The 23,017-nt window shown below is 32.9% G+C and carries 19 protein-coding genes; 10 read left to right on the forward strand and 9 right to left on the reverse strand.

Annotated elements, in window-relative coordinates; genetic code table 11:
• Positions 1–141: 141 nt before the first annotated feature.
• The 8 genes from ACZ098_RS16685 (at position 142) to ACZ098_RS16720 (ending at position 13,677) form a co-directional block, all read left to right on the forward strand.
• Positions 142–3,162 (forward strand): SusC/RagA family TonB-linked outer membrane protein, encoded by a 3,021-nt coding sequence (locus ACZ098_RS16685; protein ID WP_487312903.1) that lies wholly within the window; start codon positions 142–144, stop codon positions 3,160–3,162.
• 4 nt (positions 3,163–3,166) lie between these two features.
• Complete coding sequence (locus ACZ098_RS16690; protein WP_487312904.1) at positions 3,167–4,588, forward strand: RagB/SusD family nutrient uptake outer membrane protein; 1,422 nt, start codon at positions 3,167–3,169, stop codon at positions 4,586–4,588.
• 55 nt (positions 4,589–4,643) lie between these two features.
• Positions 4,644–6,011, forward strand: coding sequence for a glucoamylase family protein (locus tag ACZ098_RS16695; protein ID WP_487312905.1), 1,368 nt, complete (start codon positions 4,644–4,646; stop codon positions 6,009–6,011).
• 99 nt (positions 6,012–6,110) lie between these two features.
• Positions 6,111–6,806: a carboxylesterase family protein gene (locus tag ACZ098_RS16700; protein ID WP_487312906.1), complete on the forward strand. Its 696-nt coding sequence runs from the start codon at positions 6,111–6,113 to the stop codon at positions 6,804–6,806.
• Positions 6,807–6,854: 48 nt separating this feature from the next.
• Positions 6,855–9,155 carry a beta-glucosidase BglX gene (bglX, locus tag ACZ098_RS16705; protein WP_487312907.1) on the forward strand — a complete coding sequence of 767 codons (2,301 nt, stop codon included), beginning with the start codon at positions 6,855–6,857 and terminating at the stop codon, positions 9,153–9,155.
• Between the two features lie 119 nt (positions 9,156–9,274).
• Positions 9,275–11,026, forward strand: coding sequence for a discoidin domain-containing protein (locus ACZ098_RS16710; protein ID WP_487312908.1), 1,752 nt, complete (start codon positions 9,275–9,277; stop codon positions 11,024–11,026).
• Between the two features lie 218 nt (positions 11,027–11,244).
• Positions 11,245–12,918, forward strand: a complete 1,674-nt coding sequence (locus ACZ098_RS16715) for an MFS transporter (RefSeq protein WP_487312909.1) — start codon at positions 11,245–11,247, stop codon at positions 12,916–12,918.
• Between the two features lie 162 nt (positions 12,919–13,080).
• Positions 13,081–13,677, forward strand: coding sequence for an NUMOD4 domain-containing protein (locus ACZ098_RS16720; RefSeq protein WP_487312910.1), 597 nt, complete (start codon positions 13,081–13,083; stop codon positions 13,675–13,677).
• 56 nt (positions 13,678–13,733) lie between these two features.
• On the opposite strand, the gene ACZ098_RS16725 is transcribed toward ACZ098_RS16720, so the two are convergent.
• The 8 genes from ACZ098_RS16725 to ACZ098_RS16760 form a co-directional block, all read right to left on the reverse strand.
• Complete coding sequence (locus ACZ098_RS16725) at positions 13,734–14,057, reverse strand: hypothetical protein (protein WP_487312911.1); 324 nt, start codon at positions 14,055–14,057, stop codon at positions 13,734–13,736.
• A gap of 1 nt (position 14,058) precedes the next feature.
• Positions 14,059–14,703, reverse strand: a complete 645-nt coding sequence (locus tag ACZ098_RS16730; RefSeq protein ID WP_487312912.1) for a DUF1361 domain-containing protein — start codon at positions 14,701–14,703, stop codon at positions 14,059–14,061.
• Position 14,704: 1 nt separating this feature from the next.
• Positions 14,705–15,160, reverse strand: coding sequence for a hypothetical protein (locus ACZ098_RS16735; protein ID WP_487312913.1), 456 nt, complete (start codon positions 15,158–15,160; stop codon positions 14,705–14,707).
• A gap of 19 nt (positions 15,161–15,179) precedes the next feature.
• On the reverse strand, positions 15,180–15,947 hold the full coding sequence (locus ACZ098_RS16740) for an oxygenase MpaB family protein (protein WP_487312914.1): 768 nt from the start codon (positions 15,945–15,947) through the stop codon (positions 15,180–15,182).
• Between the two features lie 2 nt (positions 15,948–15,949).
• Positions 15,950–16,318: a ribosomal maturation YjgA family protein gene (locus ACZ098_RS16745; RefSeq protein WP_487312915.1), complete on the reverse strand. Its 369-nt coding sequence runs from the start codon at positions 16,316–16,318 to the stop codon at positions 15,950–15,952.
• Between the two features lie 45 nt (positions 16,319–16,363).
• Positions 16,364–16,660 (reverse strand): winged helix-turn-helix domain-containing protein, encoded by a 297-nt coding sequence (locus tag ACZ098_RS16750; protein ID WP_487312916.1) that lies wholly within the window; start codon positions 16,658–16,660, stop codon positions 16,364–16,366.
• A gap of 3 nt (positions 16,661–16,663) precedes the next feature.
• Positions 16,664–17,326, reverse strand: coding sequence for a YiiX family permuted papain-like enzyme (locus ACZ098_RS16755; protein ID WP_487312917.1), 663 nt, complete (start codon positions 17,324–17,326; stop codon positions 16,664–16,666).
• An 84-nt stretch (positions 17,327–17,410) separates the two neighbouring features.
• The gene (locus ACZ098_RS16760) at positions 17,411–18,043 is read right to left on the reverse strand and encodes a hypothetical protein (RefSeq protein WP_487312918.1); all 633 of its coding nucleotides are present in this window, start codon (positions 18,041–18,043) and stop codon (positions 17,411–17,413) included.
• 118 nt (positions 18,044–18,161) lie between these two features.
• Between ACZ098_RS16760 and ACZ098_RS16765 the strand changes: the two genes are divergently transcribed.
• Together ACZ098_RS16765 and ACZ098_RS16770 are read left to right on the forward strand one after the other, a co-directional pair.
• Entirely contained in the window at positions 18,162–19,532 is a 1,371-nt protein-coding gene (locus ACZ098_RS16765) for a M28 family peptidase (protein WP_487312919.1), read from the forward strand.
• Positions 19,533–19,547: 15 nt separating this feature from the next.
• Positions 19,548–19,937, forward strand: coding sequence for a hypothetical protein (locus ACZ098_RS16770; protein ID WP_487312920.1), 390 nt, complete (start codon positions 19,548–19,550; stop codon positions 19,935–19,937).
• A 131-nt stretch (positions 19,938–20,068) separates the two neighbouring features.
• Here ACZ098_RS16770 and ACZ098_RS16775 read toward each other — a convergent pair.
• On the reverse strand, positions 20,069–23,017 hold a 2,949-nt coding region (locus ACZ098_RS16775; RefSeq protein ID WP_487312921.1), incomplete at its 5' end, for a T9SS type B sorting domain-containing protein.

The following is a 23,017-nucleotide window of genomic DNA, read 5'->3' on the forward strand; positions in this document are numbered from 1 at the left end:
AGATTTATATATTTGTAAATCAATATTTTAATTTAATTAATATTTTTTTTGATGTAGTATTGTTGTGTTAATTGTTTGGTTTACTATTTCGTTATAGTTTGTACTTTAGTACTCTAATTAAACTTATTAATCAAATAACAAATGAAAAAAAATCTTCTTTTATTATTATTAATAATTTTTCCAATAATTTCTTTTGCACAGGAAATTAAAGGAAAAGTTATTGACGAAACTGGTCAGACATTACCTGGTGTAAATGTCTCAGTTGTTTCCTCTAAAGTCGCTGTATCAACAGATATTGATGGTACTTTTGCTATCAAAGCAAATGCTGGCGACCAATTACAGTTTTCGTTTTTAGGATATACAACAATAAATGTTGTTGCTAAGCAAGACATGACTGTAAATTTAAAACCCGAAAGTACTCAGCTGAATGAAGTAGTAGTTATAGGGTATGGAACACAAAAGAAAGCCGACATTACGGGTGCTATAGCAGTCGTATCAGAAAAAGATTTAGCTAATAGACCCAATTCAAGTGCGATTAGTTCTTTACAAGGTAAAGTAGCAGGAGTTACCATAAACAATGCAGGAAATCCTGGTGGTCAGCCAAGTATTGATATTCGCGGTATTGGTAGTATTTCTGGTAGAAATGTTCTGTATGTTGTTGATGGTGTATTAACTCAAGATATTGCTTATTTAAATCCTAATGATATTCAGAACATGAGTATTCTTAAGGATGCTTCTAGTTCTGCTATTTATGGTATTAGAGCTGCTAATGGTGTAATAGTGATTACAACTAAAGCGGGTAAAAAATCAGGTGCAGAAAATATTAAATTTTCTTATGACTCTAGCGTTGGAATGCAAGTTACAACCAATGTACCTGAATATGCCAATGCTGCAGATTACGTTAAATTGTACAATGAAAAATTAGCGTTTGAAGGAAACACAAATCCAGCAGACCAACTTACTTTAGCACAATTTAACGGTGTTGATACTAATTGGATGGATGAAATTTTAAGAAAATCATCGGTTATCAATTCGCATAATCTTAGTTTTAATGGTGCTTCAGAAAAATCTACATATGGCGTTGGATTGGGTTATTTTACTCAAGGCGGTATTTTAGATGCTGGAAAAGGTGTAAGTTCTGGTGAAGATTTTAAGCGAATTACAGTACGTTTAAACAATGTTTTAAAGGTTACTGATAAATTTAGAATCGGTGGAAATCTAGCTTATACGAAAACCAATTCTAACGATGCTGCTTATCCGTTTCAATTAGCAAGAATTACGCCTTCTGTTATACCTGTTTACAATGCAGATGGCAGTTATGGTACACCACCTGCTGGAGCTGCACTTGGGACAGCAGGAAATAACAATCCTAGAATGGCACTCGATTTATTTAGAGGGAAATCTAACGGTACACGAACTTTAGTAAGTGGTTTTGCTGAATATGATATCTTAAAGTCTTTAACTTATAAAGCAAGTTTATCAAGAGATTACTTAGTAAACTCTAGTTATACGTACACTCCAGAGTTGACTCCGCTAGGAAGTACTACATTAAATCCAAGTAGATTTTCAAAATTTGATGGGACAGTTGATGATTTATTATTTGAAAATACATTAACTTTTACTAAAGAAATAGGAAAAAATAGATTTGTACTTTTAGGAGGAGCAAGTCGTCAAACTAGAAAAACAAGAAATTCTGCGTTTTCAGTTCTTGATGTTCCTTTTGATGGTTCTGACGCTACTTTATATTTGAATTTAGGAACACCTGGTACATTAGTAAATTTATTTGAAAACAATGATGGTCCAATGGGAGATGAAGTAAGAACGCAATCTTATTTTGGACGTGTCCAATATGCTTTTGACGATAAATATTTAGTTAATGCGACAATTCGTCGTGATGGAGTTTCATCTTACAATTTTGATGGTAATCAAAAAACTGCAACATTTCCTTCAATTGGTTTAGGTTGGGTTGTAAGTAAGGAAGCATTTATGAATAATTCAAAAATTGACTTTTTAAAATTTAAAGCAAGTTGGGGTGAATTGGGAAATGCAAGCATAACTAGACAATTTGATCCTGTTGCTGCAGGTCTTCCTGCTGCTTTTTTCGGAAATCCATCGCAATTAAGCGCAGCCACTTCCATAACACAATTAATTGATACAAGTATCAATTGGGAGGTTGTAACTGGTACTGACTTTGGTTTAGAATTAAGAGCTTTAAAAAATAGACTATCAATTGAAACGGGTTATTATAAAAAAGAAACAGAAGATGCAATTTTCAATGTCTCAAGTTTGCCTACATCTGGATTAGGCGGAACATTATTTACCAATGCAGGTTCTTTTGTAAATAAAGGTTTTGAATTTTCAGCAACTTGGAGTGACAAAATTGGAGAAAAATTTACTTATTCAATTTACGGAAACTTTACCACTATCGATAATCAAATTACTGAAGTATTAGGAGGTTCTTTCTTCAATACTGGTTTAGGATTGTTCGGTAACAATATTAAAAGATACGAAGTAGGTCAAGAGCTTGGTGCTTATTACGGTTTTGTTACCGATGGTGTTATTCAAACACAAGAGGAAGCTACCGCATTAGGTTCTAGAGTGGGTGCATTTAAATTTAAGGATTTAGATGGAAATGGTTCGATTGATGATAATGATAAAACATTTTTAGGGAGTCCAATTCCAAATGTAACTTATGGTTTCGGAATCAATTTAGGATACGGAAATGTTGATTTTGCAGCCGAATTTCAAGGAGTGGCTGGTAATGAAATTTATAATTTTAACAGAAATTCACGTTTTGGTAATGAAAACTGGGATCAAGATTTTGTAGACAATCATTGGACACCAACCAATCCAACTAATTCTTATCCAGCAGCTAATTCGGATCAAAACTCTTCAAGACCAAGTTCGTTTTACGTAGAAAAAGGTGATTATTTTAGAGTTAGAAATCTTTCATTAGGATTTTCAATTCCAAAATCAGTTTTAGATCGTGTAAAAATTGAAAAAGTACGATTATATGTAAGTGCACAAAATCCATTTACATCATTTAAATACAATGGTTTTTCACCAGAATTAGGTGGCCAATCATTAGAGAATCTTGGTGTCGATAATAATGCTTATCCATTAACTGCTATATATAGTTTTGGAATTAATTTAAACTTTTAATAAAATGAAAAAGATAATTTTAACATTGGTAAGTAGTCTACTACTTTTATGTTCATGTAACGAAGATTTTTTAGATACGACTAAAGAAAACGTTACAGAAGCCGAAAATTTCTTCCAAACTCAGGAAGATGCTGTGGCCTCGGTAAGTGCAATTTATGCTAATTTAAGATTTTGGAGATTAGCTGGTTTTGGACCACTAATATTATCAATTGCTGGCGATGATGCCGAGAAAGGAAGTTCACCTGGAGATGCAGCTTTTTTTAATGACATCAATAATTTTAATTACACGCCATCAGCATTTATTATTAATGATTATTGGACAGGTCAGTTTTATGGTATCAACTTATGTAACCAAACTATTACTTATGTTCCAGGAATTACAATGGATGAAGCTTTAAAAACAAGATTATTAGCAGAAGCTAGATTTTTAAGAGCGCACCATTATTTTAATTTAGTGCGAACATTTGGAGGAGTGCCAATTTTTGATGGTCTACCTGCCGATAATAATTATAATATTCCTAGAAATTCTAAAGAAGAAGTTTACAATTTTATTCTTGCCGACTTACAATTTGCAAAAGAGAATTTACCTGCAAGTTACGGTTCGACTGATATAGGTCGTGCAACTAAAGGTGCAGCTAATGGATACATTGCTAAAGTAAATATGTATTTAGGAAATTGGGCAGAAGTTTTGGCTGCAACCAACGAAGTGATGGCTTCTGGTTACGATTTATTACCAAATTATAATAGCGTTTTTCGTATTGCAAATGAGAATAGCGTCGAGTCTATTTTCGAAGTTCAGGCAACATTTGTATCAGGAAATTGTGATTTGTCAAATTCTCAATTCTCACAAGTACAAGGAGTAAGAGGTCAATACGGATGGGGATTCAATGTTCCTACACAAGCGTTATCAGATTCTTATGAAACAGGAGATTTACGTCGTGATGCTACTATTATTTATCGTGGCGAAACAACTCCTGAAGGCGATTTTATTGCTCTTGTAGGAGATAATCCAATGTACAATCAAAAGTCGTATGTACCATCGGGTCAAATTGGAAATTGCTCTGAAGGATCAGAACAAAATATTAGAGTGATGCGTTTTGCTGAAATTTTATTAATGAATGCTGAAGCAGCCAACGAATTAAACAATCCACAAGCATATACTTCTTTGAATAGAGTGCGCAACAGAGCTGGATTGCCATCATTATCAGGTTTAAGCCAAGCTCAGTTAAGAGATGCAATTTGGAAAGAAAGAAGGTCAGAACTTGCTATGGAAAGTGATCGATTTTTAGATCTAGTTCGTCAAGGAAATGCAGCCACTGTTTTAGGACCACTTGGTTTCCAAGCTGGAAAAAATGAAGTTTTCCCAATTCCATCAGAATCAATTTCATTGAGTAATGGTGTATTAGTACAGAATCCAGGTTATTAATTATCAAAGCCTTATCTCATTTTTTATTGAGATAAGGCTTTTAATTTAAATTGTTATGAATAAAATATTGATATTACTTTTTATTTCCTTTTTCAGTTGTAGCTCAAGTGAAGAATCATCAACTGTTGCTCCACCACCTGCTGTAGATCCGCCAATTGTCTTATCAGACGAACAGCTACTAAATCTAGCTCAAAAAGATGCCTTAAAATACTTCTGGGAATATGCCGAACCTAACTCTAAATTAGCACGAGAACGTTATCATACCGATAATCCTAGTTTCGAAGCTAATATTGTTACAACTGGTGGTTCAGGATTTGGATTAATGACGATAATTGTAGGTGTAGAAAGAGGTTTTGTTCCACGATCAGAAGCTGTTTCCAGACTTACAACGGCATTAAACTTTTTAGAAACTGCAGATCGATTTCATGGCGCCTGGCCACATTGGATGGATGGAACTAACGGTAATGTAATTCCGTTTGGAACTATGGATAATGGTGGCGATTTAGTGGAAACCGCATTTCTCTGTCAAGGCTTACTAACTTTAAGAGAATATTTTAAAAATGGCTCTGCCCAAGAACAAGCATTGGCTCAAAAAGCAGACGATTTATGGAAAGGTGTTGAATGGGATTGGTATACCAAAGGCGAAAATGCATTGTATTGGCATTGGTCTCCCAATTTTGGATGGCAAATGAATTTCAAATTGGAAGGATATAACGAATGTCTAATTACCTATACATTGGCCGCAGCTTCACCAACTCATCCAATTTCTGCACAAGCATATCATCAAGCATGGGCAAGAAGCGGCGCAATTGTTAATGGAGGTTCACAATACGGACTTCCAGTAGTTTTAAATTACAATGGTGCAACTGGAAATGTTGGACCAATGTTTTGGTCGCATTATTCCTATTTAGGATTAGATCCAAGAGGTTTATCAGATCAATATGCAAATTATTGGACGCTTACACAAAATCATTCTAAAATAATGAATAAATATTGTATTGCAAATCCACAAAATTTTCCAGGATATTCCGAAAAGTGTTGGGGTTTAACGGCAAGTTACACCAGAAATTCAGATGGCTCGACCGGTTATACAGCGCACCAACCCAATAATGATACCGGTGTAATTTCACCAACTGCTGCATTATCTTCTTTTCCATATACGCCAGTTGAATCAATGAAATTTCTTCGTTATTTATACGACGAGAAAAAAGCACAGTATGTTGGAGTCGCCGGACCATATGATGCATTTTCACCGAAATTTAATTGGGTTACTCCGAGATATTTAGCCATCGATCAAGGAACAATTGTGCCAATGATAGAAAATCATAGAACTGGCCTGTTGTGGAACTTATTCATGCAAGCTCCAGAAGTCAAATTAGGTTTACAAAACTTAGGATTCTCATCAGCACAACACGGATTTTAATATCATATGAAATCGCAATCAACATAAGTTTGTATTTGCAAACACCATTAAATAGAAGGCGATACCAGATGTCACTTCTTAAAATTAATAGTTAGAAATATGAAAAAGACAATTGCATTTTTAATTATTCTCAGTTTTCAATTGAATTGCTTCTCTCAAGAAATTAAACAAAGTTTCTCTAAAGAAGTTAAAACAAAATTGGAGATGAATTATATTCTAGATTTGCCATCCAATCAAAAAGAAAAGTTTCCATTACTAGTTTTTCTTCATGGTTCTGGTGAACGCGGAACCGATTTAGAAATGGTTAAAAATCATAGTCCGTTGACATATAAAAGTTTAATTAAAAAACCAATAGCAATTCTCGCACCACAATGTCCAGAAAATGTTTGGTGGGATACCAACACAGTGTATCATCTAATTTTAGATATCGCATCAAAATATAATATCGATAATTCTCGAATTTATTTGACAGGTTTGAGTATGGGCGGTTGGGGAACTTGGAAGCTTTCTGAAGAACATCCCGAACTTTTCGCAGCTATTGCTCCAGTTTGTGCTCCAGCAGATCGATTGATGAAAATTCAAGCCCAGAAACTTAATACTATTCCAATTAAAATTTATCATGGTGCTTTGGACGATATTGTTACACCCAATCAATCAATTGAAATGTATTTGGAACTAAAGAAAACAAACCCAAATACCGAACTAATAATTTTTTCTAAAGACAATCACAACAGTTGGGATTCAACCTATTCCAATCCTGATTTTTACACATGGTTATTAGAACAACACAAATAATATCTGATAGTTATCAGAATTAAATAAATCTACATCATAAGCATTATAATGAAAAACAAACTAATTTTATTCCTAGCCGTTTTAAGTTTAACGACAGGTTATACACAGAAAAAAACATCCAAAAAAACGCCAATTGCTCCAAAAGATGTTTTTATCAAAGATTTAATGTCTAAAATGACTCTTGACGAAAAATTAGGACAATTAAACCTTCCTACATCTGGTGATATTACAACAGGTCAAGCCAAAAGTGCTAATATTGCTAAAAAGATTGAAGAAGGAAAAGTAGGCGGGTTGTTCAATATAAAATCAGTTGCCAAAATTAGAGACGTTCAAAAAGTGGCTATGGAAAAAGGACGTTTAAAAATTCCTTTAATCTTTGGTATGGATGTAATTCACGGCTACGAAACTACATTTCCAATTCCATTAGGTTTATCATCTTCTTGGGATATGACAATGATTGAAAAAACCGCTAGAGTAGCCGCAATTGAAGCAACTGCTGATGGAATTAACTGGACATTTTCACCAATGGTAGATATTGCCAAAGATCCTCGTTGGGGTAGAATTGCTGAAGGTGGAGGAGAAGATGCCTACTTAGGAAGCCAGATATCTAAAGCAATGGTAAACGGATACCAAAACGGAAATCTAAAGAATACAACTTCCATGATGGCATGTGTTAAACACTTTGCACTTTATGGCGCATCAGAAGCTGGTAGAGATTACAACACAGTCGATATGAGTAAAATTAGAATGTATAATGAATATCTTCCTCCATACAAAGCAGCAGTTGATGCTGGTGTAGGTTCGGTAATGGCTTCTTTCAACGAAATCGATGGTGTTCCAGCAACTGGTAATAAATGGCTTTTAACCGATTTACTTCGAAATGATTGGGGTTTTAAAGGTTTCGTTGTAACCGATTTTACTGGAATCTTAGAGATGACCGACCATGGTGTTGGTGACTTGCAAACCTCTTCTGCTTTGGCCTTAAATGCAGGTGTTGATATGGATATGGTTACCGATGGAATTTTATCAACTACTGAAAAATCACTAAAAGAAGGAAAGGTTTCAATGGAAACTATTGATAAAGCTGTTTACAGAATGCTCGAGGCTAAATACGATTTAGGTTTATTTGAAAATCCATATAAAAATTGTGATGAAAACCGTGCTAAAACCGAGATTTTTACCACAGAAAATAGAACTTTTGCTCGTAAAGTAGCTTCTGAATCGATGGTGTTACTCAAAAATGACAATCAAATTTTACCCTTGAAAAAATCAGGTACTATTGCTGTTATTGGTCCATTAGCTGACACAAGTGAAAATATGGGCGGAACATGGAGTGTTGCCACAAAGCAAGATAAATCAAAATCATTCTTACAAGGATTAAAAGTTGCTGCAGGAGAAAAAGCAAAAATTGTTTATGCCAAAGGAAGTAATTTAGATTACGATGCCGAATTTGAAGCACGAGGAACTATGTTTGGTAAAGAGATAAAACGCGATTTACGTAGTAAAGATGAAATGATAAAAGAAGCACTAGAAGTAAGTAAAAATGCAGATGTTATACTTGCTGTTCTTGGTGAAGGTGCTGAAATGAGCGGAGAATCAAGCAGTAGAACCAATCTTGAGATTCCGCAGGCACAAAAAGATTTATTAGCAGCATTATTAAAAACTGGCAAACCAGTAGTTTTAGTATTATTTACAGGAAGACCATTGGTTTTAGTTGAGGAAAATGCGACCGTACCAGCTATATTAAACGTTTGGTTTCCTGGTAGCGAAGCTGGTTTAGCTATTTCAGATGTGCTTTTTGGCGACGTCGTTCCTTCTGGAAAATTAACAGCAACTTGGCCTAGAAGTGTAGGGCAAATTCCTATTTATTATAGCCACAAAAATACGGGAAGACCGCTTTCTAATGAAGAGGGTAAATTCGAAAAGTTTCGATCCAATTATATTGATGAAAGAATCGAGCCTTTGTATCCGTTTGGTTATGGTTTAAGCTACACAAAATTCGATTATTCGAAAATTAAGATATCGTCTAATAAGATGTCTAAAAATGATAAAATCACCGTTTCGGTAGACATAAAAAACTCTGGAAATTACGACGGAAAAGAAGTAGTTCAACTCTACACAAGAGACGTAGTAGGTTCAGTGACAAGACCAGTTAAAGAACTAAAAGGTTTCCAAAAAGTAGAAATTAAAAAAGGAGAAACTAAAACAGTTTCGTTCACAATCACTGAGGAAGATTTAAAATTTTATAATCAAAAGCTAAAGTTTTTAGCTGAGTTAGGAACATTTGAGGTGTTCATCGGACCCAATTCCGATACCAAGAATAAAGAAGCATTTGAGTTGGTTAATTAAATTGGTTGATGCACTTCGAGCGGAACCCTTTAGTTTTGGCTAAAGGGTTTTTTATAAATTGTAATTAATTTTAGACTTTTTTAAACGAAAACTTTTCAAAACAAGGAAATAAAAAAACTATGAAAAAACTCCTTTTCACAATTTTCATAATACTATCATTAGAAAGTTATTCCCAACAGAAAACGTATTGCAATCCCATAAATATCGACTATGGATATTGCCCAATTCCCAATTTTGTTACACAAGGAAAACACCGCGCCACTGCTGATCCTGTAATCGTAAATTTCAAAGGAAAATACTTTCTTTTTTCTACCAACCAATGGGGTTATTGGTGGAGTGATAACATGCTCAATTGGAACTTCGTTTCGCGAAAATTTTTAAAACCAGATGCTAAAGTCTACGATGAGTTGTGCGCACCTGCAGCATTTGTAATGAAAGATGAAATGTATTTAATCGGTTCTACACATGAACCAAATTTTGCACTCTACAAAACCAAGGACGGAACCAAAGACGATTGGGAAGTAGCAGTAGAAAATTTTAAAGTTGGTGCTTGGGATCCAGGTTTTTTGTACGACGAAGAAAAAGATAAACTGTTTTTATATTGGGGTTCTAGCAACGAATATCCAATTTTAGGAACCGAAATAAATACCAAAACACTACAATCAGAAGGATTTGTAAAACCTATGATTACTTTAAAACCAGAAGATCATGGCTGGGAACGTTTTGGAGAATACAATGACAATGCTTTCTTGCAACCTTTTATGGAAGGCGCATGGATGACCAAATACAACAACAAATATTACTTCCAATACGGTGCGCCAGCGACTGAATTTTCGGGTTATGCCGATGGTGTTTATGTAAGTAAGAATCCATTAGATGGTTTTGAATATCAACCTCACAATCCGTTTTCATATAAACCTGGTGGATTTGCTCGTGGTTCAGGTCATGGCGCAACTTATCAAGATAATTTTGGAAATTGGTGGCACGTTTCAACCGTAATTTTAGGTCAGAAAAACAACTTCGAACGCCGTATCGGAATTTGGCCTGCCGGTTTTGACAAAGATGATGTAATGTATTGCAATACAGCTTATGGCGATTATCCTTCGTTTTTGCCACAAAAAAATGCCGACCATATCAAAGGGCTATTCTCGGGTTGGATGATTTTAAATTATAACAAGCCAGTACAAGTTTCTTCTACGCTTGGCGGATTTCAAGCCAATCTTGCAGTGGATGAAGACATGAAAACCTATTGGAGTGCCAAAACTGGTGAAAAAGGCGAGTGGTATCAAACCGATTTAGGTGAAGTTTCTACAATAAAAGCTATCCAAATTAATTATGCCGATCAAGATGTTGAACTTATGGGAAAAACATTGGACAAATTCCATCAGTATAAAATTTTGGCTTCCAATGATGGAAAAAAATGGACGACTTTAATTGATAAAAGCAATAATAAAACTGATGTTCCGCATGATTATATCGAATTGGAAACTCCTGCAAAAGCACGGTATTTAAAACTGGAAAATATCAAAATTCCATCCGGAAAATTTGCGCTAAGCGGTTTTAGAGTTTTTGGAAAAGGACAAGGAAAAGCGCCAGAGCAAGTTCAAAATTTTATGGTTTTACGAGCTGATGCCAAGAAATATGGTGAAAGAAGAAGTTCATGGATTCGTTGGCAACAAAATATTGATGCCGATGGTTATGTAATTTACTTTGGCAAATCGCCAGATAAATTGTACGGAAGTATTATGGTATATGGTCAAAACGACTATTTCTTTTCTGGAATGGATCGAACAGATGCTTATTATTTTCAAATAGAAGCATTCAATAGTAACGGAATTAGTAAACGAACCGAGGTTATAAAAGTAGAATAATTGTATAAGCGCAAACGTTGTATTTTTTAGAAAAAATCATAAAAATCGTGCAAAGAAATCGATTTCGTTGATAACTATTTTAATAATTGTGCAAGTTATTTTTTTATAAATGTATATTTATACAAAAAATAAAGGCAGTATATTAAGAATAGTTTATTTTTATACCAATTTATTTCATTATCAATAATTTCAAACCTAACTTTTTAACCAATCAAATTATGAGTTCAGAACAAACAAAGACTAATAACTCAGCACTGTATACGCTGATTACAGTTTTTTTCTTTTGGGGATTTATCGGCGCGTCAAATGGTGTTTTTATACCTTTTTGTAAAGCAAAATTTGGACTAGACCAATTTCAAAGTCAGCTGATCGATTTTGCATTTTATGGCGCTTATTACATAGGTGCATTATTTCTTTTTATTTTAAGTAGCTCATTAAAAAAGGATATTCTTAATAATTGGGGATTTAAAAAAGGAATTATAAACGGATTACTAATAAGTACTGTTGGAGCTGCTTTTATGATTTTTGCAGTAACCCAAGGTAGTTATGCTTTAATACTTGGAGCATTGTTTGTAGTGGCATTAGGATTTTCATTACAACAAACATCGGCGCAACCTTTTGCAGCATCTTTGGGCGAACCACATTCTGCATCTAGTCGATTGAATTTAGCTGGAGGAATCAACTCATTAGGAACTACCATTGGACCAATTGTTGTTTCTGCAGCATTGTTTGGTGTTGTTGCTGGTGTCAATGATGAATATATTAAAGAATTTGCTCAAAAAGCTAATTCGTTAGACAAAATGGAGATTTTGTATATGTTTGTTGGAGCTTTATTTTTAGTTGCCGCAGCATTATTTTATTTTTCAAAGAAATTACCTTCTGGTAAAAGTGATGCTACGTTTGAATCAGCAAAAAAAGCTCAAGCAACACTTATTACAATTACGATTATTTTAATTGGAATATTTGCTTACATCTTTTCAAGATATGAAGATCCTGAGTTCATAGCTCGATTTACGGGTGATAATAAAGAAAAAGATTATTTAGGTTTAGGTCTAACAGTTGCTACGCTTTTAGTCGTTGTAATTGGATTGCTTTTTGCAAATAAATCGGCACAAAAAAATGCTGAAGGTTGGGGTGCAATGAAATACCCACAATTGGTATTGGGAATGCTAGCACTTTTTACCTATGTAGGAGTTGAAGTAACCATTGGAAGTAATTTAGGCGAGCTTTTGGAAACTCCAGAATTTGGTTCAATTACTGGATCAGCATTGGCACCTTTCATGTCGATGTATTGGGGTAGTTTAATGATAGGTCGTTGGGCAGGAGCAATTTCTGTTTTTAATCCATCATCGCAATTGAAAAAAATATTACTAATCGTAGTACCTTATGTTGCATTTGGAGTTGTATTAACAGCAAATGCTATATCTGGACAAAATATTGCACCATTATATGCATATGCCTTTGTAATAATTTTTCAAATTGCTGGTTTCTTTTTAGGAAAAGATCATCCTTCAAGAACATTATTAATATTTGGACTTATGGGAATGATTGCAATGTTAATAGGACTTTTCACATCAGGAATAGTGGCAACGTTCGCTTTTATGAGTGGAGGATTGTTTTTAAGCATCATGTGGCCGTCAATTTTTGCTTTAGCAATTGCAGGATTAGGAAAATATACTTCGCAAGGTTCTGCTTTCTTGGTAATGATGATTCTTGGTGGTGGAATTATTCCTCCAATGCAAGGTAAATTATCAGATATTATCGGAATTCATAATTCGTATTTTATTCCAGTTCTATGTTTTGGTTTTATTGCATTTTATGGATGGTATGTATTTGAAATTCTTAAAAAGCAAGGTATTGCTAACGAAATTGAAATTGGTGGAGGACACTAATATTCAACTAAATAATTTATATAGATACTACTTAAACTCCAATCAATATCATAGTTTGATTGGAGTTTTTGTTTTTAGTCAATTCTTAAAAATTGATTAAAAAAACATTAAGTTCTTGCTTTCTTTTATAAATGCTTATATTTGTACTAAACCCTACAAAAAATGCAAGAGCAAATTAATTTCAAGAAGATTCCAAACGAAGAGTTTCGTGAAATTTTTTTTCATGAAAATCACAAGCTAAAGTATGCTATTTCTAATTTCGGAAGGCTTGTTAGTTTTGTTGATACAGTTGAATCTGGTAGACTACTAAAAGGAAGTTATCAAGACGGTTATAAAATTTTTAGATTTCGAGTTTTCATCGAAGGAAAAGTAATATATTTTCATAAGTTTGTTTATAAAATGGTTGCTGAAAAGTTTTTGCCAAAACAATCTGAAGAGCAGAAATTCGTACTTCACCTAGATTATGTTAGAGATAACGACGATGTACGAAATCTAAGATGGGCTACTCGAGCTGAAATGCTTGCTCATAGCGCAGTAAGTCCAAGTGTAATTGCAGCGAAAAAGAAATTTGTGGAAGGTCGATTTGGCGCCAATGCGGTATCAAAACTTGATTCGACCAAAGTTATGCACATTAAAAAACTTTTGGCTAATCCAAACAGAACGACTCGAAAAAAAATGATTGCCAAGCAATTTGGTGTTTCGGTTATGCAAATTAGACGAATTGAAACTGGAGAAAATTGGAGTCATATTCAAATTTAAAAAAGTAAGAATGTTAAAGTATAAGAGTTCAAGTTTATTGAACTCTTTTTTTATTTTTAAAAAGGTGATCTCGAAGTTATTTTAGAAATTACAACAATAGAATATAGCGTTGCTATCGGAATATTTGCTACTAAAATCAAGATTTTCATACTATTTTTCTTTCTATTATTTGTATTTAATAGGAGTTCAAAAAGCAACATCAGCAATACTAAGCCGTTTGATAACAATGCAATTAGTACAAAATAAAAACCTACAATAATTAGTTCATTTGATTTTGGAAAAAGTAAAAACAAAAGAAAAAGTAGCGTACCAATAATAAATGTACTGATTGCGAATTGCACCGAACTAGAAATAGGACGGAGTTGTTTTATAAACTTCATATTAAATTTTATTTTTTTTAAGCAAATAAGAAATATAGATGAATGTTCCAAAAAGTGAAGAAAAAAGAATTGCTTCCGCAGAAATTACTGAAATAAATAAATCAATCATTAGTTCAAATGGATGGTGAATTACATCCCAACTGTTGTACCTTAAAATGCGTCCAAGAAAAATTCCAAAGCCACAAAGCAAGCAAATAATAGGAATGAGTATTGATTTTGTTATTTGAGAAGTTTTATTTTCTATAAGATTTTCAAATTGAAGTAACGAATGCAATCCAAGTAAGAATCCGATTGTTGCAAAGGAACAAATGATTATCAAATCGAGATAAAATAAATTTCCATTTGATTTTACAATATGAACCAAATCAGTAACAATGTAAAATGAATTTGGGAGAAAAAGTAACCAAATAGAACCCATAATGAATTGTATCGACTTACTTTTAAAAATGATTTGTTGTGTAGTTAAATAACTCGTTATAGCATAAGGAATTATAGCCAGAAACAAATTCCAAATCAAGAAAAATAGATAAATTGAATTCGTAACTTTTGCTCGAAATAATAGTAAAGTCAAACAATAAAATGAGAAAAAAATTAAAGTTACATTGAATGTTTTATTAGCATAAAATAAATTATTTAGTAGTTTCATATTATTTGATATTGAAAGTTTTTTGAATAGTTTCAAGTGGAATTGACAGCATTTTTTGAAAATCTAAATCATGTAATCGATGTGCTAATTTTCCACGATTATAATTTTTTATGAAGAGTTTCATTTGATTTGGATAAAACAGTATTCCTGTAGTTATTACCATAAACAAATAAGCACTTTTCTTTCCGTTTCCAAGCAAAAAGAACTGCATTCCAATTTCATCTAGCACTAAAACCGAAGTGTCAGTAAGTACATGAATTACATCATGATCTTCAAGTTTAGGTTGCATCTCAAAATTGTATTTAATTAAGAAACAGCCCAAATGAAAACCTAGACTTTCTGGATTATACTGAATTAATTCTTGTGGTGTAATGTCCCAAGGCGTGCCTTTTTTGAAAAATCTTTGGTAGGGTTTTTTAGTAAATTCATACATTTTTTCAATTAGTAAATCTCTCATGGTATTTAATTTATTGGTTTTATAAATTCTCAAATTTGCCAATAGCAATAAGTTCGGTTATGTGCTTTTTTGGAAGAATTATCTTTTTTAGAATAAGGTTTAGATGTACTTTTTTCGAAAATTTATACATACCTATTAAGAGATTTCCTAAAAAATAATTGTTTGTATATAAATGATGAAAAACTTGTTTAGGGACTAGCTTTTTCTGAATTTCAATTACTATGTAGTATCGAAATCTTCCTAAATGTTTTTTATATTGTTCAAACAAATGAATTGTATAAGCACCTTTTTCAATATCATTTTCTAAATGTTTTTTTCTATCAATTATCCAACTTTCATAATTTTTTGGTAAATTTTTCAATTGCATTTGATTTCCAACTCTTTTAAAAACATCGAATAGCTCTTCTTTTTCTTGTTGATTTAGTTTTCGTTCAAGTAATTCGAACGATCGTATAGAATAATCTATTAGCATATATAATACATCGCGGTATGCCCAATCGGGTATGCTTTTTCCCCGACTTTTTTCTACATTTTGATGAATTTTATTTATTTCATTTATTGTTTGTAAAGCTGTTTCGTTTTCTGAAAAAACGATCTTCTGAGCAAATGCGACTGTTGAAAATAATCGTTCTAAGGGATTGTTTGGAATTTTTCCTGTGAAATACAGCCAATCGACTGCTTTATTAAGGGCAAATTCTGCAGCTGAACCTGCAAAAATTAGTAAAACGGTATCTGTATTTTTCCATATCTCTCGAACAATTGAGTTTTCTTGAACAAAATATTTCATATTTATCTTTTTTTATAATTAAGTAATAGTTGTACAGTAATTGCACCCATTGTGTACGCTAGTATATCTGTCCAAGAAAATGAATGACCGATGATAATTTTAAGAATTGTATTATTTTCTAAGTGCAGTATTTTTAAAATATTCAAATATTGCAATGCTTCAATTAGGTAACTTATCAGAAGAGCTGCAATAATTAATTTATTTTTCGAATAATTTAGAAAACTAGCCATCATACAAAAAAGTAAAATTGTAGCTAAATAATCTCCAAAAATGGGACGTATAAATTGGTCGTTAACAAATAGTGCAATGCAAATCTCTATAAGTAAAAGCGATACACTGAACAGGAGGTATTTTTTATTTAGATTTTTCATTTTAAAAGTACTTTGAAATACAAAGTTAATAGATAAAAAAATAGGTTAACTTTTTGATATTAATTTTTCGAGTGCATCAATATGAGCGGCAAAGGCTTTTTTTCCTTCAAGCGTTGCGCTGTATTTGGTATTGGGTTTTTTCCCAATAAACTGTTTTTCAATTTGAATGTAATTCTCAGATTCTAAAGCTTTGGTATGGCTGGCAAGATTTCCATCAGTTACACCAAGAAGTTCTTTTAGTGTATTGAAATCGGCGCTATCGTTCACCATCAAAATCGACATTATACCCAAACGAATTCGGTGATCAAAGGCTTTATTTATATTTTGTATGATGTTTATCAAAATCTAATAATTGTTGAATATAACTGTTACTTTATCTGAATCAGCAAGTTGTGAAGGCGCAACGACATCTTCATTTAAAGGAATAGTGTTACCGTAACGTTGTTTTAAAATTGCTTTTACTTTTGGATTTTCTAAATTAAATGATTTTAACTTTTCTAGTTTGCAAAGTTCAATGTTAGCACCATATTTATAAATTTTCCAAACATATTCTGAGCAGTAAATTTTATCGTCGGACCATTCAAAATAAATATCGTAATCTTTATTAAATTCTTTTTTACCATATTCTTTCATTTTTGCAAGATTTTGCTGGTTTGATAGCGTGGTATCTTTCAATCTAACTACCACATAACTAGAATTTAATCCATGCTGAATCCAATTGCTTAAAAGCGTTTTCTTAACTGGTTGTATGGCTTCATAGACATAGGTTTGTCCATTTTCCTTAAAAATTATACCACAATGTGAGTATTTAGAATTAGTTGCAATTCGTACTGCTTCGCATTGTTCTGATTGAGAACTTTGAAATATGATGTCACCATCTCTAAAACTTGATTTTTCTTTAAAAATAGATAAAGGCGAAGTTACTTTTGCATTTGAAATTAATACAAATGAAATTGTAAATGTTGCAAAACAGATTAAAAGTAATAGCGCTAGTTTTTTTATTTTCATACGTCTTATTTTTAGATATAAAATTTAGAATACCTTTTAATCATTTTTTAACTAATCATTCTTTGTTATTGACGATATTATAACTTAATTTCTATCGTATTTAAAATACATTACACTTCCGTACAAGATATGACATATTCCGAATCCAAGAGTCCAAAATAATAATCCAAATCCAGTAAAATAAGTCGAGCATAATCCTAAGATTATTAATGTTATTCCTAGATATCGAACGTCTCTAAATGTATTGTTGCTAGCACTAACACATCCTAATCCATAAAAAATAAGTGTAATTGGAGCAATATATAAATAATTTTGTTTCAGAATTAAAATTATTGCAAAGATACCTCCTGTTACTAATGGAAGACTAAAATTGAAGATTAATTTTTTAGAAGATACATTCCATAATTTTTCTCCTTGCTTTTTTGCTTTTGAATTGCTCAACGCTAAACCTGTTAGGAGAGAGAGAACAATAACTGCAATTGCTATCAAAAAAAGCTTAATTATCAGTTCTGATTCGGTAGGAGTATAGGAACTTCTTGAAATTTTATAATTTGTTCCTGTCGAATTGGATAATAATTCGTTGGCAAAAAAAGAGGCTATCAATGCATAAAGTCCGGCAAGTATTCCAGATAAACCGCTTAAAGAAATAAATTGCGACGAATTGGCCATCATCGATTTGATATCTTGTATGTCTTTTAGATAATCTTTTGTCTCCATATAAAGTACTTTGAAACACAAAGTAAATGTTTTTAATTTATAAAAAAAAATATTTTGTCATTTATTTTTAGATTTACTCTAGCAACTATCTTAATTTTGAATTCTAAAATTTTTATTTATGAAAAAACTTTTGTTTTTAATTTTGTTTCAGCCTATTTTATTATCGGCGCAAACTTCTGAAGAGGAAATGCTAAAAAGTATTTATAAACATTCATTAACTCAAGCTTCGTGCTATCCTTGGTTGGATTATTTATCAAATACGGTAGGTTCAAGATTATCGGGTTCTATTGGAGCAGAAAAAGCGATTGTTTATGCTAAAAGTGAATTTGAAAAGTTAGGATTAGATCGCGTATACCTACAAGAGGTCATGGTGCCAAAATGGGTTCGAGGTGAAAAAGAAGTTGCCTATTTAGCAGTAGAAAATAAAAAAATTTCATTTTCAATTTGTGCTCTTGGAGGTTCAGTTGCTACAAATAAATCTGGAATTTCAGCTTCAATTATACAAGTTGAATCGTTGGATGAGTTGAAAAGGTTAGGAGCGGAGCAAGTAAAAGGAAAGATAGTATTTTTTAATCGTCCGATGAATCCCGAATTTATTGAGACTTTTAAAGCATATAGTGGCTGTGTTGACCAACGTTCTTCTGGCGCAAGAGAAGCTGGAAAATTAGGTGCTTTGGGTGTAATTGTTCGTTCTATGAATTTAAGACTAGATGATTTTCCTCACACTGGAGCAACTAATTATGGAGATATTGCACCAAATCAAAAAATTCCTGCTGCTGCCATTAGTACAATTGGTGCTGATAAATTAAGTGATTTACTAAAGAAAAATCCAAATTCAAAATTATTTTTTAAGCAATCTTGTCAAATATTGGACGATGTATTGTCGTATAACGTAGTTGGAGAAATTAAGGGAATTGATAATCCTGAAAATATTATTATTGTAGGAGGGCATTTAGATTCGTGGGATTTAGGTGACGGTTCGCACGATGATGGAGCTGGTTGTGTGCAAAGTATGCAGGTTCTACAAACATTAAAAAGTTTAAATTATAAGCCCAAAAATACCATACGTGCTGTTTTATTTATGAATGAGGAAAATGGTGTTCGTGGCGGATTAAAATATGAAGAGTTGTCGGCAAAAAATAATGAAAACCATATTTTTGCCTTAGAAAGCGATTCAGGTGGATTTTCTCCTAGAGGTTTTTCAATTGATGCTGACGAAGCCAATTTTGCAAAAATTTCAAATTGGTCCACGCTATTTGAACCTTATTTGATTCATAAATTTGTAAAAGGTCACTCAGGAGTAGATATTGGTCCATTAAGATCAAAGCACATTGTTAAAGTCGGTTTGCAACCAGATTCCCAACGTTATTTCGATTATCATCATGCCGCTAATGATACGTTTGATGCTGTAAACAAAAGAGAGTTAGAACTTGGAGCAGCAGCGATGACTTCATTAATTTATTTAATTGATAAAAATGGTTTGGATTAATTTTAAAATGTAATTATGAAAAAAGCCATAACAACAATTTTTATTTTTTCAAGTAGTATAATTTTGTCGTCTTGTGATAAAAAGAGTAAGAACGAAGATAATCTTAATACCAGCGAAGAAGCTGTAAAATTAATTAAAAAGACAGCTATTCATTCTAAAACTCCAATTCCTGAAGTGTCTAAAACTGTAAAAGGAAAAGTTGGTTCGATTGAATATGGTAAAGATGGTTATACTGCTAAAATTTTAACTTTAAAGGAAGAGATATATTATGCAACTATAAGTCATGCTAGTTTATTAAATCAGAAGCAGTATAGAACTTTTAAGGTTGGTGAAGAGGTATGTATTACTGGTATATATTGGCAAATTGAAAATACTAATCAGTTAGCAGTTAAGAAAATTAATTAACAGTTATACCAATTGTGATTTTCATTATGATTTAGGATTAAATTGTATTTAGAACAGCATTTTTTCCATTAGTTATAAACAAAAAAAAGAGACTGAATTTCAGTCTCTTTTTCTATTTAAGATGTTTTATATTAATTTTCTCTGTTGATATAAATCCAACCAGATTTGCTTTCACCTTGTATTCTGTCAATTACAAAATAATATGTACCATCAGGAAGATCATTACCATTGTCTGATTGACCTACCCATTGATTGGTGTAATTAGTTTTTGAATAAACTTTGGCACCATATCTGTTATATATTCCTAACTCTTTAACACCTAAACCAGTCAGTTCAAAAGCATCATTTAAACCATCACCATTTGGTGAGATACCTTTTTGAATTGTACAAGTCGTTTCGTTTGCATTAAATGTTACAGATGTTGAGCAAGTAGTACCATTATTTGTAGTAATTGTACAAGTATAGTTTCCGTTTTGAGAAACATTTATACTCGATGAATTTCCTAAGATTATACCATTTTCATCAGTCCAGCTAAAGCTAGCCGTATCTGGATTATATGAATTATTTAATGGTAATGCTTCTAAAACATAAATTGTTCCTTCACATCCGCCGTTAATTTCGAATTCAGGAGAATTAATGATATTTACATTAAATGATACTTCGTCAAAACAAACATTAGGTGCTGTACCTACAGAAGTATAAACGTAAATTGTCTGACTTGTTTGAACAGTAGAGTTAAATGCTAATTGTGTTCCCAATCCACCTGGTTGTGTGAAGTAATTACCCAACGTTAAAGCTGGAAGAACATAACTATCACACGCATCTACATTAGCAATAGCGCTTAAACTTGGTGTTGTATTTATCGTAACAACAAACGAAGTTTCATCTGTACAAACTGGTGTTGTAGTAGATTGCGCATAGATAAAAATTGTTTGTGATGTACTAATAACTGTTCCAGCCGTTAGTAACGTTCCTGTTCCTCCTGTACCTGTATAATAGCTGTTATTTGCATTTAAAGGTTGAAGTGTATACGAATCACATGCAGTTACATTATTTAATGTTTGTGCTGTAATTGAATTTACAGTAACCGTAAAACTATTTTGTGCAAAACAATTAGGTGTAGTAGCGGTTTGCTGGTACACATACAAGATTTGAGTTGTATTTATTGCATCACCAGCATTTAATTGCTGACCAGTACCATTAGACCCTGTAAAATAGTTTCCATTAGTTAAAGCTGGTAAAATATAGCTATCGCAAACAGTAACATCCGTTGGTGCATCTGGAGTTGGAGTTGTAGTTATTGTTACAATAAATGATGTTTCATCCGTACAACTTGGAGTTGTTGTTGTTTGAGCATATACATAAATTTCTTGAGTAGTGGTAATAATATCACCAGCATTCAATACATTTCCAGTACCACCTGGTCCAGTATAGTAGCTATTATTAGCATTAAGTGAAGGAAGTACGTAGTTATCACAAGAGTTTACGTCTGGTAATTCCTGAGCGGTTATTGAAGTAAAGTTAATGTTAACCGTATCTTCCGCATCATTAAGGCCACAAATAATTTTACATTTATAGTCTCCAGATTGTGTTACCACTAAAGTTGATGATGTTTCTCCTGGGATAGGAGTAGTACTACCATTAAAAAACCATGAATAACTATCTGCTCCTTGATTAGTAGATGTAATAGTATAAGTTGTTGCATCACAAACCACTTGATCTGGACCCAAATTAACACTACAAACTATATCACAATTGGTTGAACCTGATCCAGTTGTTGTGTTATTAGTTTGATTGAATGTTACTGTTCCTGCACTACCATTAAAATTGGTAATCATAACAACATAAATCTGACCGTTGATAGCATTTGGAATTGTAAAGTTTTCAATTGCAGCAGCTGAATAACTACATGCAACTGTTGTTCCAGCATTTAAATTTCCACATGCATTAGCTACTGATGTAAACGGACCGTAAGCTATAAAGTCTACATCTATTCCAGCACCAGCAGTATTGGTTTGAGCAATTTGGAAGTTTAATGGTCCAGAATTTTCAACTTGTAAATAAAAGAATGCTGGATTAGGAGTTGTAAATAAACATCCAATTTGACCTAAACTAGGTGAACCAACAGTACTAGGATATTGTAATCCTGTAGCTCCGCAAAATGGTAGAGAATCAACACATTGTACTGGAGTTCCTACACAAACTGTAAATGTTGTAGTTTGATTAGGTGTTGCTGTAAATGTATATACTCTAATATAATATGTTTGACCCGGTACTAATGCATTTGCAGTACTCACATCGGCATCACTACAATAAATTTGAGTAAGATTACCACAAGTTCCAGAGTAAAGTACATGATATAAATCAGTGGTACTTCCTGCTGCATTTTGTAAACTTATATAGTGAGAATTTTCAGTCGCTGTAAATTGAAACCATACATCATCATCATCTGTACCACCACAAGTATTAGGTTGAGTAGAAGCCGTAGCTCCAATTACGGTACCTCCAACTGTTTGTGCACAAGAAGTGTCTGGATTTACTGGAACGGTAATGGCATTAGCACATTCGTCATTTGTAATTAAAGTTGCAAAAATTGTTCCTGGGTTAGACCATAAACTAATATCTGTATCACTACAATGTGATCTTACATATACTACAAATTGTGTTCCTGATGCCAATCCTGATATTGGAAATGGATTGGTATTAGCAGTAACAAATCCTGTTGTAGTAGACGTTGGTACTGGTGAACCTGCTGGTAATACCAATACTTCCCATTGTGTTGCTGTTCCCATTTCGGTCCATCCAACAAGTGCACTAGTTTGTGTAACTGCTGTTACAGTCACTGCTGTAGGTCTTGGACATGTTGGTGGTGGTGCACACGTAACGTTGGCAACCCATCCTGGATTGTTCACTGAACCGTCACTTCTAAATCTAAATGTCAAACATCCAGTTGCTGTATCACCTGTAAATGGTCCAGGTATTGCAGTACCCCAATATCCTCCAGCCAATCCTCCAGGAACATTCGCTGCTGGATTGGTACTTGGTATTTGTGGTGCTGCTATTGAATTTCCGTTGAATAC

It is taken from the genome of Flavobacterium sp. SP2 (assembly GCF_057626655.1).